Origin of the sequence: Shinella sp. NM-101, from assembly GCF_021401195.1 — a bacterium.
Taxonomy (GTDB): domain Bacteria; phylum Pseudomonadota; class Alphaproteobacteria; order Rhizobiales; family Rhizobiaceae; genus Shinella.
In genome coordinates, this window is record NZ_JACBFT010000003.1 from 61424 (window position 1) to 78893 (window position 17470).

The 17470-nt window shown below is 63.4% G+C and carries 15 protein-coding genes and 1 pseudogene; 9 read left to right on the top strand and 7 right to left on the bottom strand.

Features of this window, described 5'->3' with window-relative positions; genetic code table 11:
- The first annotated feature begins 33 nt into the window (after positions 1 to 33).
- Together L0976_RS07375 and arsK are read left to right on the top strand one after the other, a co-directional pair.
- Positions 34 to 402: a helix-turn-helix transcriptional regulator gene (locus L0976_RS07375; RefSeq protein WP_234186750.1), complete on the top strand. Its 369-nt coding sequence runs from the start codon at positions 34 to 36 to the stop codon at positions 400 to 402.
- Entirely contained in the window at positions 368 to 1612 is a 1245-nt protein-coding gene (gene arsK / locus L0976_RS07380; protein ID WP_234187059.1) for an arsenite efflux MFS transporter ArsK, read from the top strand. Before L0976_RS07375 ends, arsK begins: the two co-directional genes overlap by 35 nt.
- Here the strand turns inward: arsK and arsH are convergent.
- The 7 genes from arsH to L0976_RS07415 all read right to left on the bottom strand — a co-directional run bounded on the left by arsH (position 1604) and on the right by L0976_RS07415 (position 6599).
- The gene (arsH, locus tag L0976_RS07385) at positions 1604 to 2332 is read right to left on the bottom strand and encodes an arsenical resistance protein ArsH (protein WP_370643615.1); all 729 of its coding nucleotides are present in this window, start codon (positions 2330 to 2332) and stop codon (positions 1604 to 1606) included. The two genes, arsK and arsH, sit on opposite strands and share 9 nt — an antisense overlap.
- Positions 2307 to 2729, bottom strand: coding sequence for an arsenate reductase (glutaredoxin) (arsC, locus tag L0976_RS07390; RefSeq protein WP_234186751.1), 423 nt, complete (start codon positions 2727 to 2729; stop codon positions 2307 to 2309). The genes arsH and arsC overlap by 26 nt, the downstream gene beginning before the upstream one ends.
- Positions 2730 to 2731: 2 nt before the next feature.
- On the bottom strand, positions 2732 to 3790 hold the full coding sequence (arsB, locus tag L0976_RS07395; protein WP_234186752.1) for an ACR3 family arsenite efflux transporter: 1059 nt from the start codon (positions 3788 to 3790) through the stop codon (positions 2732 to 2734).
- A complete protein-coding gene (locus L0976_RS07400) occupies positions 3790 to 4317 on the bottom strand; it encodes an arsenate reductase ArsC (RefSeq protein ID WP_234186753.1) in 528 nt (175 codons plus the stop codon). The genes arsB and L0976_RS07400 overlap by 1 nt, the downstream gene beginning before the upstream one ends.
- Positions 4318 to 4332: 15 nt before the next feature.
- The gene (gene arsN2, locus L0976_RS07405; RefSeq protein ID WP_234186754.1) at positions 4333 to 4773 is read right to left on the bottom strand and encodes an arsenic resistance N-acetyltransferase ArsN2; all 441 of its coding nucleotides are present in this window, start codon (positions 4771 to 4773) and stop codon (positions 4333 to 4335) included.
- Positions 4770 to 5123, bottom strand: coding sequence for a helix-turn-helix transcriptional regulator (locus tag L0976_RS07410; protein ID WP_234186755.1), 354 nt, complete (start codon positions 5121 to 5123; stop codon positions 4770 to 4772). Before L0976_RS07410 ends, arsN2 begins: the two co-directional genes overlap by 4 nt.
- Before the next feature lie 738 nt (positions 5124 to 5861).
- Positions 5862 to 6599: a cyclic nucleotide-binding domain-containing protein gene (locus tag L0976_RS07415; protein WP_234186756.1), complete on the bottom strand. Its 738-nt coding sequence runs from the start codon at positions 6597 to 6599 to the stop codon at positions 5862 to 5864.
- A 234-nt stretch (positions 6600 to 6833) separates the two neighbouring features.
- Between L0976_RS07415 and L0976_RS07420 the strand changes: the two genes are divergently transcribed.
- The 7 genes and pseudogenes from L0976_RS07420 to L0976_RS28745 all read left to right on the top strand — a co-directional run.
- Positions 6834 to 9575, top strand: coding sequence for an MFS transporter (locus tag L0976_RS07420; protein WP_304951648.1), 2742 nt, complete (start codon positions 6834 to 6836; stop codon positions 9573 to 9575).
- A gap of 16 nt (positions 9576 to 9591) precedes the next feature.
- Positions 9592 to 13350, top strand: coding sequence for a nitrate reductase subunit alpha (locus tag L0976_RS07425; RefSeq protein WP_234186758.1), 3759 nt, complete (start codon positions 9592 to 9594; stop codon positions 13348 to 13350).
- Positions 13347 to 14885, top strand: a complete 1539-nt coding sequence (gene narH / locus L0976_RS07430) for a nitrate reductase subunit beta (protein WP_234186759.1) — start codon at positions 13347 to 13349, stop codon at positions 14883 to 14885. The genes L0976_RS07425 and narH overlap by 4 nt, the downstream gene beginning before the upstream one ends.
- On the top strand, positions 14885 to 15598 hold the full coding sequence (gene narJ, locus L0976_RS07435) for a nitrate reductase molybdenum cofactor assembly chaperone (RefSeq protein WP_234186760.1): 714 nt from the start codon (positions 14885 to 14887) through the stop codon (positions 15596 to 15598). Before narH ends, narJ begins: the two co-directional genes overlap by 1 nt.
- Before the next feature lie 10 nt (positions 15599 to 15608).
- Positions 15609 to 16328, top strand: coding sequence for a respiratory nitrate reductase subunit gamma (gene narI, locus L0976_RS07440; RefSeq protein ID WP_203317010.1), 720 nt, complete (start codon positions 15609 to 15611; stop codon positions 16326 to 16328).
- A gap of 3 nt (positions 16329 to 16331) precedes the next feature.
- The gene (locus tag L0976_RS07445; protein WP_234186761.1) at positions 16332 to 17246 is read left to right on the top strand and encodes a peptidylprolyl isomerase; all 915 of its coding nucleotides are present in this window, start codon (positions 16332 to 16334) and stop codon (positions 17244 to 17246) included.
- 39 nt (positions 17247 to 17285) lie between these two features.
- Positions 17286 to 17384 (top strand): annotated as a pseudogene (locus tag L0976_RS28745) (carbonic anhydrase); the annotation flags it as partial.
- Positions 17385 to 17470 lie beyond the last annotated feature (86 nt).

Below are 17470 nucleotides of genomic sequence, written 5' to 3' on the forward strand. Positions count from 1 at the left end.
CCTATTGTTCAATGATTCAAGGATTATTGAAATATGGACGAGCGTCAAGCCCTCACGTCATTCGCGGCCCTGTCGCAGGAAACGCGTCTCGCCATCGTCCGCACACTGGTCGTCGCCGGACCGGAAGGGCTGGCTGCCGGGCTGATTGCCGAGCGCATGGGCGTCTCACCATCGAATGTGTCTTTCCATCTGAAGGAACTGGAACGGTCGGGCCTGATCGCGCAACGACGGGAATCCCGCTCGATCGTCTATAGCGCGAGCTACGATGCGCTGGCTGATCTCGTGAAGTTCTTGATGGAGGATTGCTGCGCCGGCCATCCGATGATCCGCGAGGGTGTGCAGCGGCCCGATGGTTGCTGCAAGACGGATGCTGCCCGGAGCGAGGGCGATATCGTTGCGTGATCGGAACGTTCCTGTCGGCATCGTCGCTGCACTTGGCCTGACCCAGATCATCGGCTACGGCACGCTCTACTATAGCTTCAGCATTCTGGCGCCCGGCATGGCGGCGGATCTCGGCATTACCGTTGCGCAGGTTTTTGCGGTCTTCTCGGCATCGCTCTTCGTTGGCGGTCTGTCCGCGCCGTACATCGGGCGGCAGATGGATCGTATCGGCGCTGCATCGGTCATGGCAATCGGCTCGGCATTGTCCGCCTTGACCTTGATCCTCTGCGCTTGGTCGCCATCGGTGGCGATCTTTGCGCTGGCCATCGTCCTGTTGGAGATATCGTCCGGTATGGTTCAATATCAGGCGGCTTTCGCGGCGCTGGTCGAAGCCGATCCCCGGTCGGCATCAAGGAGCATTACCTATCTCACGCTGATCGCTGGCTTCGCGTCCACGATCTTCTGGCCGATCGCAACGGCGTTGCTCGGCTATATCACCTGGCGCGAGATTTATCTCGTTTATGCCGGGCTCAATCTTGCCGTCTGCGTGCCGTTCCATCTGTGGATCATGCGAAAGGGCAAGGTAGCCGCAGCCGGCGGGCAAAAACCGATGCGCGAACCCGTCGTCGGCGCCATCCCGCGAGAGCGCCGCCGCGGCGCGGTGCTCATTGTGTCGGCGGCATTCGCGCTGCTGAGCTTCACCCTTGGCGCGATGCTGGCGCATATGGTGCCGATGCTCGGAACGCTCGGCTTCGGAAGCACCGCCGTCGTCATCGGCTCCCTGTTCGGCCCGGCACAGGTTCTCAGCCGCCTTGTCAACATGATCTTCGGCACGCGGCTCGCGCCACCGGGCCTCGCGGTCCTCTCCGCTACCTTCATGGTGCTGAGCGTCGTCATTTTGGCGCTATCGGGCAACTGGCTCCCCGGTGCTGTCGCTTTCTCGGTCTGCCTTGGTCTCGGATCGGGCATCAACAGCATCGCGCAGGGTAGCTTGCCCCTCTATCTGTTCGGTTCGGATGGGTATGGTGCACTGACTGCAAAGATGGCGGCGGCAAGGCTGGCTGCCGGCGCTGCGGCCCCCTTCGCCTTTGCCGCGACGATGGAGCAGTTCGGTATAGGCGCATCGCTTATCCTAAGCGCAGCCCTCGGCTCTATCGGCATCGCAGCCTTTATCGCGGTTGCGACGGCGACCAAGCGGACGCTCGTCGCTGCCTCGACCCACTTAAATTGAGCGCAGCGACACGCGCTTCTCAAGTTCGGCCGTTTGCTCTTTCCGCTCGCTGTAGCGGTCGGTGAGATAGGCGGAAGCATCGCGCGTAAGAATGGTGAACTTCACCAGCTCCTCGCACACATCCACCACCCGGTCGTAGTAGGACGATGGCTTCATCCGGCCATCGGTGTCGAACTCCTGATAGGCTTTGGCGACCGAGGATTGGTTCGGGATGGTGATCATCCGCATCCAGCGGCCGAGAATGCGCATCTGGTTCACGGCATTGAAGGACTGGCTACCGCCTGAAACCTCCATGACAGCGAGGGTCTTGCCTTGCGTCGGCCGGACCGATCCTACCGAGAGTGGAATCCAGTCGATCTGGGACTTCATGATGCCGGTCATCGCGCCATGGCGTTCCGGGCTCACCCAGACCTGCCCTTCCGACCATTGCGAAAGATCGCGCAATTCTTGCACCTTCGGATGGCTCACCGGCGCTTCGTCGGGCAGCGGCAGACCCCTTGGATCAAACAGGCGAACCTCACATCCGAGCCGTTCGAGCAGCCCGCAGGCCTCGAATGCGAGCAGGCGGCTATAGGATACCTCGCGCAGTGATCCGTAGAGGATCAGGATGCGCGGGCGATGCGTCGAGACTGTAGGAAACAGGGCGTCGAGATCGATCGAGTGCAGGTGATCGCCCTGTAATGCTGGGAATATATCAGGCAATGCGCTTTCCTTCCTGATCGAGAATCTGTTCACCGTCCTCCTTGAAGAACGGCCCCTTGAAGGTATCGGGCAGGATGTCGAGGGCGACTTCGGACGGGCGGGCAAGCCGGGTGCCGAGCGGTGTCACGACGAAGGGGCGATTGATCAGGATCGGCGTCACGATCATGGCGTCGAGCAACTGGTCGTCGGTGAGGTCTGGGTTGTCCAGACCGAGTTCGGCATAAGGCGTGCCTTTCTCGCGAATGGCTTCCCGAACGTTCAAGCCAGCGTCCGCGATCATCGTCGCAAGCTGCTCGCGCGTCGGCGGGTGCTGCAAATACTCAATGACAAAAGGTTCGATCCCGGCAGCGCGGATCAGCGCCAGCGTGTTGCGGGACGTCCCGCAAGCGGGGTTGTGATAGATGGTCGCGTCCATGGTCAGTGCCTTTCTGTAACAGTGGTTCTGGAAACAGCAGGGGCGGCCTCGTACCAGTCCTTCGAGCGGTTCACGATCCAGACGACCGAGAGCATGACCGGAACCTCGATGAGAACGCCGACGACGGTGGCGAGTGCGGCACCAGACTGGAAGCCGAACAGGCTGATGGCGGCGGCAACCGCAAGCTCGAAGAAATTGCTGGCGCCGATCAGAGCCGATGGCCCGGCAACGCAATGCCGCTCGCCGGTCATCCGGTTGAGCAGATAAGCAAGCCCGGAGTTCAGATAGACTTGGATCAAGATCGGCACGGCGAGCAAGCCGATGACGGCGGGCTGGGCGATGATCTGCTCACCCTGAAAGGCGAAGAGCAGAACCAGCGTCGCGAGCAGCGCCACCAGTGAGATCGGCTGCAACCTCGCCAGCACGCCATCCAGTGCTCGCGTCGTTCCCTCAGCCGTGAGCCGGCGGCGGATGACCTGCGCGATAATGACGGGCACGATGATATAGAGGGCGACGGAGAGAACGAGCGTATCCCAAGGCACGGTGATGGCGGAGAGGCCGAGCAGCAGACCGACAATCGGCGCGAAGGCGACGACCATGATGGCATCGTTCAACGCGACCTGAGACAGCGTGAACAATGGCTCCCCGCGCGTCAGATTGCTCCAAACGAACACCATGGCCGTGCAGGGAGCCGCGGCGAGAATGATCAGCCCCGCGATATAGGAGTCGATCTGGTCGGCAGGCAGGTAGGGGCGGAACAGCCAGCCGATGAACAACCAGCCGAGCAGCGCCATGGAGAACGGCTTGACAGCCCAGTTGATGAACAAGGTCACGCCGATACCGCGCCAATAGGTGCCGACCTGCGCCAGAGACCGGAAATCGATCTTGAGCAGCATGGGAATGATCATCAGCCAGATCAGGATCGCGACGGGAATGTTCACCTTGGCGACCTCGGCCGCACCGATGATCTGAAAGAGACCGGGCATGACATGGCCGAGGGCAACACCGGCGATGATGCACAGGAATACCCAGATGGTCAGATAGCGCTCGAACGTGGACATCAGGCGGACTTTCCCTGCGGCGATGTCGAACCTTCCATCGCACCGATCTGGCGAAGCTTCGTCTCAAGCGCCATGTGATCGATGGATGCCAGCGGCAGGCTGACGAACGCCGCGATCCGGTTCTTGAGGAATCGCGCGGCCTGAGCGAAGGCGCGCTGGATCTCGACTTCCGAGCCCACGACGGCGGCCGGGTCCTCGACACCCCAATGGGCGGTCATCGGATGGCCGATCCAGACCGGGCAGGCTTCGCCGGCGGCGCTGTCGCAGACGGTGAAGATGAAATCCATGTGAGGGGCATCAGGCCCGGCAAAGGCATCCCAGCTCTTCGACGAGAAGCCCGTCGATGGATGGCCCAACGCTTCTAGCTCCTTCAGAGCATGCGGATTGACTTCGCCCTTCGGCTGGCTGCCGGCGGAGAAGGCTTTAAACCGTCCGCCGCCCTCCTTGTTGAGGATGGATTCGGCGAGAATAGAACGAGCGGAATTGCCCGTGCAGAGGAACAGCACGTTGTAGGTCTTGTCGGTCATGGTCGTGATCCGTGGTTAGGTCGGCGGCTTGATAAGCTTCATGATCGTCGCCGATGATGGGCAGATGGAGGAAAGCTGGCGGGTCGCCAGCACGGCTGCGGGAACGCTGTCCCGCTGGACTTCAGAAAATCCGATGCGCGTGAAGAACGGTGCTGCACTCGTCGTGGCAAGGAAGACGTCGCCGGCATGATCGAGACTCGCCACCGCCCGCTCGACCAAAACGCTGCCCAGTCCTTGCCCCCGATAATCGGGAAGCACGACAACCGAACGGAGGAGAAAGTCATCACCGCAGCGCTCGACACCGAGGAAACCGATAGCCCGGCCATCCGATGACTGTGCCCTGAAGAAGGTGCGACCATGATCCTCGATGTCATCAGTTGGCAGATGCGCTTCCGTCAAGGCTGCCTTGAGGCCAGCGTCGTGGCCCTCAATTTGCTCCAACTTGATCGCGCTCATGACAGCTTCGCCTCCGGGGCGCAGCAGGGCGTCAACTCGGCGATGAGCGGGGCGCAAAGTTCTGTCGATCCGCCACAGCAGTCCTTCAGGAGGAATAGCGTCAGCTCACGCAGGCAGTTGAGGTCCGCCCGGTAGATGATCGACCGGCTCTGCCGCTCGCTCGTCACCAAGCCTGCCCGCGAAAGCGTTGCGAGATGCGCCGACATGGTGTTCTGCGGCACGTCGATGAGACGGGCGAGCTCGCCAGCCGGGATGCCATCGGGCTCATGCCGGACTAGAAGCCGGAAGGTCTCAAGTCGTGTGGTCTGAGCTAAGGCGCCGAGCGCCGCGATCGCTGTATTGTTATCCATATATCCAGATTATAGGATATATTGAGATTGTCAATTGGAGGCGACTACTGACATCGCGTAGGGCTAATCCGTGCTTGGCCCTATGGACGCCTGAGCAGCAGGATGGCCGCTTCTCGTAATTTGATCGCGAGAGCAGACTGTCAGCAACCGGCCCCTTTTGGTCAGTGAGTTCAACGATGCATCGTGGTTGACCTGCTGGCGCAAAGGGAAACTGTCGTCGCAGGCTGGCCTGGGCCTAAAAACCTACAAGTCTCTGTGTTCTCAGGCCCCCGCAACCAGACCAATGCAGAAGCCCCGATGACAGAAATGTCTCGGGGCTTTTGGCGTTGTATGGAGCCGCGACGGTTCGTGTCAGCGGTCAAGACCGCCGTTGCTGCTGACATGCCGTCCTGGAATGTCCTCGGTTTGGGGTCAGTCTGTTCTCCGGAAATGGAGGCAGAGAATAAAGCGTCCCGCTTCAGCGACGAGTGGATCACAAGTATCTTGAAAAAAGCACCGGGCCGGGTTGTCGGCTGCAGAGCTATACCCGTAAGTACGCCGTCAGCGACGTGGCCCTTTACGAGGGGCGCTCGAAGTATGGCGGCATTGATGTGCGGGAAGTGAAGCGGCCAAAGGCTCTTGAGGATGGAGAATGCCAAGGACCACCAGAGCCGTGCCCAGACGCTTGCAGACCTCCACATCGTTGCCTTCGCCTGCATCGGGCCCAAAAGTGCCGCTCTGCTGGGAATCTAACAGCCGCTAGGATTCGTGCCAGCCGGTCCCGATCTGCGCCATCGTTGTTGGTTCTGCCGCGTCGATGAGGAAGGAGGGCGAGGCGAAGTGCTCCAGCGCCGCGCGGTCGGATAGTTCGATGCGGTTGCCGCTCGACACCACGCCATAATCGGTGAGCGCGGCAAAGCCGCGCGACAGGTTCTCCGGCGTCATGCCGAGATAGGAAGCAAGCACCCGCTTCTCGAAAAGAAGCTTGATCGTGCGGGAGCCGCCCTGGTTGTCGCCCTCGCGCAAGAGCCAGTTGGCGAGCCGTTGCGTGCCGTGCCGCAGCTTCTGGTTCTTCAGTTCCTTGACGGTGCGACGATATGCCCGAGCCAGTTCGAACACGACGGCGCGCATGAAATCGGGATCCTCGGCCATGAGATCGCGGATCAGCGAGGCCGGGATCATCAGAATCCTGGCAGGCGTCAGCGTCCTGGCGGATTGAAGACTGACGTCGTTGTTGAGAACGGCCGCCAGGATGAACAGGTTCGCCGGGCCGAGGATTTCGATCACCGTCTCGCTTTTCATGGAGGAAGCCGACATCTCCACCAGCCCTTCGAGGACGATATAGAGGAAATCCGCCGGGCTGTTCTCCTTGAGCAATACCGTTCCGGTTGGAAAAGACTGCAAGAAACTCGGAACGATAATCTTCTCGAAGGTGCTTTGCTTGACCCCTTCGAGGATATTCAGGTGTTTTAGTTTTTCGACATCATCGGTTCGCATCGGTGCAGCCTTGCCTCATAGCTGACAGTATCGGTCAACAAAACAAAAAATGTCAATCGAAGAGCACAAGTAAGTAAATTTCAGTATACATAAATATCATTTTAGAATGCCAAAGAGATTTATTTGTCTTAGAATGTATAGAGCGGAAGGTGATTGACCCAAATCAACAACAAACCCCGGCTCCTGTCTCTTAATCGATAGGGAAATTCGATCAATTCGAGCCGGGGTAGGACTATGACCAGCGCGATAACCGTCGGTCCACAGGGTCAGAAGGCAGCTTTGGCGATGAGCACCATCGCCTTCACCGTCTGTTTTGCAGCGTGGACGATCTTTGCAATCATCGGCATCCAGATCCGTCAGGATCTGGGCCTTTCCGAAACGCAGTTCGGCCTTCTGGTCGGCACGCCGATCCTCACCGGCTCGCTGATCCGCGTGGCGCTCGGCATCTGGACGGACCGCTACGGCGGCCGCGTGGTCTTCGTCGGCACGATGCTCGCCGCCGCCGTGGCGACCTTCCTGCTGACCTACGCCACGACCTATCCGCAGATGCTGCTTGCCGCGCTCGGCGTCGGCATTGCCGGCGGCTCCTTCGCCGTCGGCGTCGCCTATGTGTCGCGCTGGTATCCGGCCGAAAAGCAGGGCACGGCGCTCGGCATCTTCGGCGCCGGCAATGTCGGCTCGGCGGTCACGAAGTTCTTCGCTCCCCTCGTGCTCGTCGCCTTCGGCTGGCATGCCGTCGCCGAGATCTGGGCCGCCGCCCTCGTCGTCATGGCGATCGTCTTCTGGTTCACCACCAAGGACGATCCGGTCCTCGTCGAGCGCCGCCGCTCCGGCGAGCGGCCGAAAAGCACCTGGATGGAACTGGAGCCCCTGAAGAACATCCAGGTCTGGCGCTTCTCGCTCTATTACTTCTTCGTCTTCGGCGCCTTCGTCGCCCTGGCGCTGTGGCTGCCGCAATATCTCATCAAGGTCTATGGCGTCGACATCCGCCTCGCCGGCATCGTTGCGGCTTTCTTCTCGGTCCCCGCGAGCCTCTTCCGCGCCTATGGCGGCCATCTCTCCGACGTCTACGGCGCCCGGCGCGTCATGTACTGGACCTTCCTCGTCTCGGTCGCCACGACTTTCATCCTCTCCTATCCACCGACCGACTATGTCGTGCACGGCGTCAACGGCCCGATCGCCTTCCACGCCGAGCTCAGTGTCGTCGGCTTCACCGTCGCCGTCTTCATCCTCGGCTTCTTCATGGCGCTCGGCAAGGCCGCCGTCTTCAAGCACATCCCGGTCTACTATCCGAAGAACGTCGGTTCCGTCGGCGGCTTGGTCGGCATGATCGGCGGCCTCGGCGGCTTCATCCTGCCGATCGTCTTCGGCCTGCTTCTCGATCTCACCGGCCTGTGGACGAGCTGTTTCATGCTGCTCTTCCTGATCGCCGCCGGCTCGCTCGTCTGGATGCATCTCGCCGTCCGCCATATGGAACAGGAGGCCTCGCAGGAGACCATCGAGGCGCTGCCGCCCTTCCCGGAAATGCAGGGCATGGCGACGCCTGCCCGCAGGCCGGCCAGGGAAAGCGCGTCCGTGCTCACCGACTGGCGTCCGGAAGACAGGACCTTCTGGCAGGAGAAGGGCCGCAAGATCGCCAGCCGCAATCTCTGGCTTTCGATCCCGGCCCTGCTCCTGTCCTTCGCCGTCTGGCAGGTCTGGTCGGTCGTCGTCGCCAAGCTGCCGCTCGTCGGATTCACCTTCACCACCGACCAGCTTTTCTGGCTGGCGGCGCTGCCCGGCCTGTCGGGCGCGACGCTGCGCATCTTCTATTCCTTCATGGTCCCGATCTTCGGAGGACGGCTGTGGACGACGCTGACCACCTGGTCGCTGATCATCCCGGCGCTCGGCATCGGCTATGCGGTGCAGAACCCCGACACGCCCTACTTCATCCTGCTGGTCCTTGCGCTGCTGTGCGGCTTCGGCGGCGGCAACTTCGCCTCCTCGATGGCCAACATCTCCTTCTTCTACCCGAAGGCCGAGAAGGGCAACGCGCTCGCGCTCAATGCCGGCCTCGGCAATCTCGGCGTCAGTGTCGTGCAGTTCGTCGTGCCGCTCGTCATCACCGCCGGCATGTTCGGCGGCGAGCCGGCGATGGTCGCCGCGACCGCCACCGCCGCCGAAGCGCCGCTGTGGTTGCAGAACGCGGGCTTCTTCTTCGTTCCCTTCATCGTCATCGCCGCCTTCGCCAACTGGTTCGGCATGAACGACATCGCCTCCGCAAAGGCCTCGTTCACCGAGCAGGCGGTCATCTTCCAGCGCAAGCACAACTGGATCATGTGCTGGCTCTACACCGGCACTTTCGGTTCCTTCATCGGCTATTCCGCGGGCTTCCCGCTTCTGTCGAAGACGCTGTTTCCCGATGTCAACGCCTTGCAGTTCGCCTTCCTCGGCCCGCTGGTCGGCGCGCTGTCGCGCTCGGCCACCGGCTGGCTCGCCGACAAGTACGGCGGCGCACGCGTCACCCTTTGGGTCTTCATGCTGATGATGGCCGGGGTTTGCGGCGTGCTCTACTTCATCGGCATCAAGGATCAGCCGCATGCCTTCTGGGGCTTCTTCGCCTCGTTCCTGGTGCTGTTCTTCGCCGCCGGCGTCGGCAATGCCTCCACCTTCCAGATGATCCCGGCGATCATGGGCAAGGAAATGGGCCGGCTGATGCCGCAGGCGACGCCGGAAGCCCGGCGGCTGCAGGCCGAGAAGGAATCGGCCGCCATCACCGGCTTCACTTCGGCGATCGCCGCCTTCGGCGCCTTCTTCATCCCGAAGGGCTACGGCTCCTCGATCGCGCTGACCGGCGGGCCGGAGGCGGCTCTCTGGGCCTTCCTGATCTTCTACGTCACCTGCGTGCTGATCACCTGGGCCGTCTACGCCCGCAAGGGTGGGCTGCTCCACGACATCGAGCGCGGTCGGGGTCGCCCGGCCGCCGCGAACGCCTGAATTCGGAGGATACGTTATGAGCCACCTGCTCGACCGCCTGAACTTCCTCGCGCGCAAGGATGCCGGCACGTTTTCCGACGGTCACGGCGTCACGACGACGGAAAGCCGCGACTGGGAGGACGCCTATCGCAAGCGCTGGCAGCACGACAAGATCGTGCGCTCCACCCACGGCGCCAATTGCACGGGTTCCTGCTCGTGGAAGATCTACGTCAAGGGCGGGATCGTCACCTGGGAGACCCAGCAGACCGATTATCCGCGCACGCGGCCGGACCTGCCCAATCACGAGCCGCGCGGTTGCTCGCGCGGCGCGAGCTACAGCTGGTACATGTATTCGGCCAACCGCGTGAAGTATCCGCTGGTCCGCTCGCGCCTCCTGAAGCTGTGGCGCAGGGAGCGGGCGGTCAAGACGCCGATCGGCGCCTGGGCGGCGATCCAGGAGAACCCCGAGAAGCGCGCCGAATATGTCAGGATGCGCGGTCTCGGCGGCTTCGTGCGCGCCACCTGGGAGGAGGTCAACGAGATCATCGCCGCGGCGAACGCCTATACGGTGAAGACCTGGGGGCCGGACCGCGTCATCGGCTTTTCGCCGATCCCGGCCATGTCGATGGTCTCCTACGCGGCGGGCTCGCGCTACCTGTCGCTGCTCGGCGGCGTCTGCATGTCGTTCTACGACTGGTACTGCGACCTGCCGCCCGCCTCGCCGATGACCTGGGGCGAGCAGACCGATGTGCCGGAATCGGCCGACTGGTACAATTCCGGCTTCCTCATCCTCTGGGGCTCGAACGTGCCGCAGACCCGCACACCCGACGCCCATTTCTACACCGAGGTGCGCTACAAGGGGGCGAAATCCGTCGTCGTCTCGCCGGACTATTCGGAAGCGGCGAAATTCTCCGACCTCTGGCTGCATCCGAAGCAGGGGACGGACGCGGCGCTCGCCATGGCGCTCGGCCACGTCATCCTGCGCGAGTTCCACATCGATCGCCAGGCCGAGTATTTCGAGGACTACTGTCGTCGCTACACCGACATGCCGATGCTGGTGAAGCTTGCCCGAAAGGATGGCTATCTCGTCCCCGACCGCTTCGTCCGCGCCTCCGACTTCGTCGGTGGCCTCGACGAGACGAACAACCCGGAATGGAAGACCGTGGCGATCGACGCCGACACCGGCCAGTTCGTCTCGCCGAGCGGCTCCATCGGCTATCGCTGGGGCGAACAGGGCAAGTGGAACCTCGAGGCCAAGGACGGCAAGGGCAACGACGTCGAGCTCGCCATGAGCTTCATCCTCGATGACGAGCACGACACGATCGCCGATGTCGGCTTTCCCTATTTCGGCAACCGCGAGCACGACTACTTCGAGGGCACTGAGCACGACAGCGTGCTGGTGCGCAAGGTCCCGGCCCGCAAGATCAAGCTCGCCGGCGGCGATACGCTGGTTGCGACCGTCTTCGACCTCTTCGTCGCCAATTACGGGATCGACCGCGGCCTCGGCGATCCGAATTCGGCGAAATCCTATGAGGAGAACCTTCCCTATACGCCTGCCTGGGCCGAGCGCATCACCGGCGTCCCGCGCGACCAGATCGTCGCGGTCGCGCGTGAGTTCGCCAGCAACGCCGAAAAGACCGGAGGCCGCTCGATGGTCATCCTCGGCGCCGGCCTGAACCACTGGTACCACATGGACATGAACTACCGCGGCATCATCAACATGCTGGTGATGTGCGGCTGCGTCGGCCAGTCCGGCGGCGGCTGGAGTCACTATGTCGGCCAGGAAAAGCTCCGGCCGCAGACCGGCTGGACGGCGCTCGCCTTCGCGCTCGACTGGAGCCGTCCGCCCCGCCACATGAACTCGACCTCCTTCTTCTACGCCCACACCGACCAGTGGCGTTACGAGACGCTGAAGGTCAGCGAGATCCTGTCGCCGACGGCGCCGGAAGGGCCGTGGGACGCGGCGCTGATCGACTACAACATCCGCGCCGAGCGCATGGGCTGGCTGCCCTCCGCGCCGCAGCTCAAGACCAATCCGCTCGCGGTCTCGAACGCCGCCGCGGCCTGCGGCAAGGACGCCAGGGACTACGTCGTCGAGCAGTTGAAGGCCGGCACGCTGTCGATGTCCTGCGAGGACCCGGACGATCCGTCGAACTGGCCGCGCAACCTCTTCGTCTGGCGCTCGAACCTGCTCGGTTCCTCCGGCAAGGGCCATGAATATTTCCTGAAGCATCTGCTCGGCACCAAGCACGGCGTGCTCGGCAAGGACCTCGGCGAGGAGGGCCGGCAGGCGGCGAAGGAGGCGGTCTGGCACGACGAGGCGCCGCAGGGAAAGCTCGACCTTCTCGTCACCCTCGACTTCCGCATGTCGACGACCTGCGTCTATTCCGACATCGTGCTGCCGACGGCGACCTGGTATGAGAAGAACGACCTCAATACCTCCGACATGCACCCCTTCATCCACCCGCTGTCGAGCGCCGCGGACCCGGCCTGGGACGCGCGGAGCGACTGGGAAATCTTCAAGGGCATCGCCCGCAAGTTCTCCGAGATCGCCCCGGAAATCCTCGGCGTCGAAAAGGATGTCGTGCTGGTGCCGACGCTGCACGACACGGCCGGCGAGCTTGCCCAGCCGTTCGACGTCAGGGACTGGAAGAAAGGCGAGGTCGACGCGATTCCCGGCAAGACCATGCCGACCATCGCCGTCGTCGAGCGCGACTATCCGAACCTCTACAGGAAGTTCACCTCGGTCGGCTCCCTGCTCGACACGCTCGGCAACGGCGGCAAGGGCATTTCCTGGAACACCCAGCACGAGGTCGACCTGCTCGCCCGGCTGAACGGCGTGGTGCAGGAGGAAGGCGTCACCAAGGGCCGCCCGCGGATCGAAAGCGACATCGACGCGACCGAGGTCATCCTGTCGCTCGCGCCGGAGACCAACGGCGAGGTCGCGGTGAAGGCCTGGGAGGCGCTGTCGAAATATACCGGCCGCGACCACACCCATCTCGCCCTTCCCAAGGAGGACGAGAAGATCCGCTTTCGCGACGTGGTCGCCCAGCCGCGCAAGATCATCTCCTCGCCCACCTGGTCGGGCCTGGAATCGGAGAAGGTCTGCTACAATGCCGGCTATACCAACGTCCACGAGCTGATCCCGTGGCGGACGCTCACCGGCCGCCAGCAGCTCTATCAGGACCACCTGTGGATGCGCGCCTTCGGCGAGGGCTTCTGCGTCTACCGGCCGCCGATCGATACCAAGACGGTCAACCCGGCGATCAGGGCGCGCAGCGACGGCAAGCCGCACCTGGTGCTGAACTTCATCACGCCGCACCAGAAATGGGGCATCCATTCGACCTACAGCGACAACCTCATGATGCTGACGCTCAATCGCGGTGGCCCGGTCGTGTGGATCTCCGAGCCGGACGCCAGGCGTGCCGGCATCGCCGACAACGACTGGGTCGAGGTCTACAACGCCAACGGCGCCATCGTCGCCCGCGTCGTCGTCTCGCAGCGCATGAAGGACGGCACGATCTACATGTACCATGCCCAGGAGAAGATCGTGAACACGCCCGGTTCGCCGACCACCGGCCAGCGCGGCGGCATCCATAATTCCGTGACGCGCATCATCACGAAGCCGACGCACATGATCGGCGGCTACGCCCAGCAGGCCTATGGCTTCAACTACTACGGCACGGTCGGCTCCAACCGCGACGAGTTCGTCGTCGTGCGAAAGCTCGACACGGTGGACTGGCTGGAGGGGCCGCCCGCCGAAGGCGCCCCGCACAACAAGGAGGCGGCAGAATGAAAATCCGTGCACAAATCGGCATGGTCCTCAATCTCGACAAGTGCATCGGGTGCCATACCTGTTCCGTCACCTGCAAGAACGTCTGGACCAACCGCGAGGGCGTCGAATACGCCTGGTTCAACAATGTCGAGACCAAGCCCGGCGTCGGCTTTCCCAAGGAATGGGAGAACCAGAAGAAATGGAACGGCGGCTGGGTCCGCAAGCCGAACGGCAAGATCGAGCCGAAGATGGGTGCGAAATGGCGCATCCTCGCCAAGATCTTCGCCAATCCGGACCTGCCGGAGATCGACGACTACTACGAACCCTTCGACTTCGACTACGGCCACCTGCAGACGGCGGGCGAAAGCCGTGCCATGCCGACCGCCCGCCCGCGCTCGATGATCACGGGCGAACGGATGGAGAAGATCGAATGGGGGCCGAACTGGGAGGAAATCCTCGGCGGTGAATTCGAGAAGCGTTCGAAGGACTACAATTTCGAGGGCGTGCAGAAGGAGATCTACGGCCAGTTCGAAAACACCTTCATGATGTACCTGCCGAGGCTGTGCGAGCACTGCCTCAACCCGACCTGCGTAGCGGCCTGCCCCTCCGGCGCGATCTACAAGCGCGAGGACGACGGCATTGTGCTGATCGACCAGGAAAAGTGTCGCGGCTGGCGCATGTGCGTCTCCGGTTGCCCGTACAAGAAGATCTACTACAACTGGAATTCCGGGAAATCGGAAAAGTGTATCTTCTGCTATCCGCGCATCGAGGCCGGTCAACCGACCGTCTGCTCGGAAACCTGCGTCGGCCGCATCCGCTATCTCGGTGTCGTCCTCTATGACGCCGACCGGATCTCCCATGCCGCCTCCACGGCGGACGAGCAGGACCTCTACGAGGAGCAGCTGAAGATCTTCCTCGACCCGAACGACCCGGCCGTGATCGCGAAGGCCCGCAAGGATGGCGTTCCGGACGCCTGGCTGGAGGCCGCCAAACGCTCGCCGGTCTACAGGATGGCGATGGACTGGAAGATCGCCTTTCCGCTCCATCCGGAATACCGCACCCTGCCGATGGTCTGGTACATCCCGCCGCTGTCGCCGTTGCAGTCGGCGGCCCAGGCCGGCAAGCTCGGCATGGACGGTCCGCTGCCGGATGTCCGCTCGCTGCGCGTTCCGGTCCGCTACCTCGCCAACCTGCTGACCGCCGGCAAGGAGGCTCCGGTCGTCTCCGCCCTCGAACGCATGCTCGCCATGCGCGCCTACATGCGCGCCAGGACGATCGACGGCGTGATCGACCAGTCGATCGCCGCCAGGGTCGGCATGAGCGGCCAGGCGATCGAGGACATGTACCACGTCATGGCGATCGCCAATTACGAGGATCGCTTCGTCATTCCGACCACGCACCGCGAGGTGAGCGAGGACGCCTATGACGTGCGCGGTTCCTGCGGCTTTTCCTTCGGCAACGGCTGCTCGGGCGGCACGTCGGAAGGCGACCTCTTCGGCGCCAGGCGCCGCAAGGTCGTCCAGACCCCGACCGACATCTTCAAGGAGATCGTGTGATGCACAAGGCCCTCAAGATCCTGTCGCTTCTGCTCAGCTATCCGAGCGAGGAGCTCATCGGCGGCACCGGCGAACTGAAGGCGGCGCTTCAGGCGGACGATGCGATCGGCTCCGACGTCAGGCGGCAGATCGTCCGCCTGATCGACGATCTCGCCGGCCAGGACCTCTACGAGGCCCAGGAACGCTACGTCCATCTGTTCGACCGCAGCCGTTCGCTGTCGCTGCACCTGTTCGAGCATGTGCACGGCGAAAGCCGCGACCGCGGCCAGGCCATGGTCGACCTGATGGGCATGTACGAGCAAAGCGGCTTCATCATCGACAGCAAGGAGCTGCCGGACTACCTGCCGCTCTTCCTCGAATTCCTCTCGACGCGCACGGCGGAGGAGGTCGACGACCTCCTGTCCCAGACCGGGCACATCACGGCGGCGATCGGCGAGCGGCTGGGCAAGCGCGAGTCGGTCTATGCCTGCGCCTTCGCCGCGCTGCGGCTGCTGTCGAAGGCAAAGGTGGACGAGAAGCGCGTGAACGCGCTCCTGGAAAGCGCCGAGGACGATCCCGACGACCTGGTGGCGCTCGACCGCGTCTGGCAGGACGAGGCCGTGACCTTCGGCGGCAATGCCGGCGAGAGCGGCTGTGGTCCCGACAGGCTGCGCACGCAGATGAGGGCGGCGGCGCGCAAGCCGAACGAGCCCGCAAACACCATGCCGGTCTAGGAGGCGGAACATGTCTGGCTATCTCAATTCGCTCGTGTTCGGAATCTATCCCTATGTGGCGCTGGCCGTCCTGATCCTCGGCTCGATCATCCGCTACGATCGCGAGCCCTATACCTGGCGTTCCGGCTCGAGCCAGCTCCTGCGCCGCAAGCAGCTCATTTGGGGCTCGGTGCTCTTCCATGTCGGCGTTCTCGTCATCTTCGGCGGCCATCTGGTCGGGCTCCTGACGCCGATCCGGGTGTTCGAGGCGCTCGGCGTCAGCCATGGCGCCAAGCAGTTGCTCGCCGTCATCGCCGGCGGGCTCGCCGGCCTCATGGCGATCGTCGGCGCGACGCTCCTCGTGCACCGCCGCCTGTTCGACGCGCGCGTGCGCGCCACCTCGAGCGCCACGGACACGCTGATCATCATCCTGTTGTGGATGCAGCTCTTCCTCGGCCTGTCGACGATCCCCGCCTCGCTCTCCCATCTCGACGGCCACGAGATGGTGAAGTTCATGAACTGGGCGCAGGGCATCTTCACCTTCAACCCCGAGGCGGCTTCCTACGTCGCCGACGCGGCCGCGGTGTTCAAGCTGCACCTGTTCCTCGGCCTGACCATCCTCCTCCTCTTCCCGTTCACGCGGCTCGTGCACATGCTGAGCGCGCCGGTGCGTTACATCTGGCGTCCGGGCTATCAGGTCGTGCGCCAGCGCAGCCGGCGGACGGTCGGCAGCCGGATTGCGGCGGAGTAGGCCATGGTCACGCTTTTCGACAAGACCCGGAACGGACGGGCCGCCGAAGGTGGTGGCCCGGCGGAGAGCTATTCCGGTTATCTCGAGCCCGACACCCATGTGCCGCCGAAGGCGCGCCCCGTGCTCGGCGCCGTCTCCGTCAATGGGATCGCCATCGCCGAAAGCGACATTCTCGCCGAGGCGCAGAACCACCCGGCCGAGAATCCTGGTGCCGCGCTCGCCGCGGCGGCCAGGGCACTGGTGGTCCGCCAGTTGCTCCTGCAGAAGGCCCGCGAGCTCGACATCCTCGCCGCCCAGCGGGCCGGCGGGGACGGGCGCCAGGAAACCGACGAGGACGCCGCCATTCGTCTCCTGATCGAGCGCGAGGTTTCCGCCCCCTCGGCGAGCGAGGAGGAATGCCGCCGTTTCTACGACAACAATCGCGAAAAGTTCCGTAGCGCGCCGATCTTCGAGGCGAGCCATATCCTGATAACCGCCGATCCGGCCAACGAGGGCACACGCGCTTCCCGTCGCCTCGAAGCGGAGCGGCTCGCCGCCGTCATCGTCGGGCACCCGGGTGAGTTCGCGACCATGGCCCGCACCCACTCGGCCTGCCCGTCCGCCGCGACCGGCGGCAATCTCGGACAGCTCACGCGCGGCAGCACGGTCGCCGAATTCGAACGGGCGCTACAGCGCATGAAGGAAGGCGAGATCACGCTCGCCCCGGTCGAAAGCCGGTTCGGCTTCCATATCATCCGCCTCGAACGCCGGATCGATGGCGAGCAATTGCCCTTCGACCTCGTCCGCCGGCGCATCGCCGGCTGGCTCGAAGCCTCCGCCTGGTCGAAGGCCGTGTCGCAGTTCATCGCCGTCCTCGCCGCGCACGCCACGATCACCGGCATCGACGTGACGGGCGCCGACGGTCCGCTGTTGCAGTGAGCGCGGAGACGGCGCCGCAATCGCCGCCCAGGTCGACAGCTGTCGCGCACGCCGATCCTGCAATCGGGCCTGGGCGGGCTGTCGCTTACCATCCACGGCTGGGCCTACGGCCTGAAGGACCTCCTGCTGCGCGATCTTAGGCCCCTGCAATCAATCAGGCAAAGTCCCGATGGCGACGACGGTTCGCGCCAGCGGCCAGCGTCGCCGTCGCTGCATAGAACGCC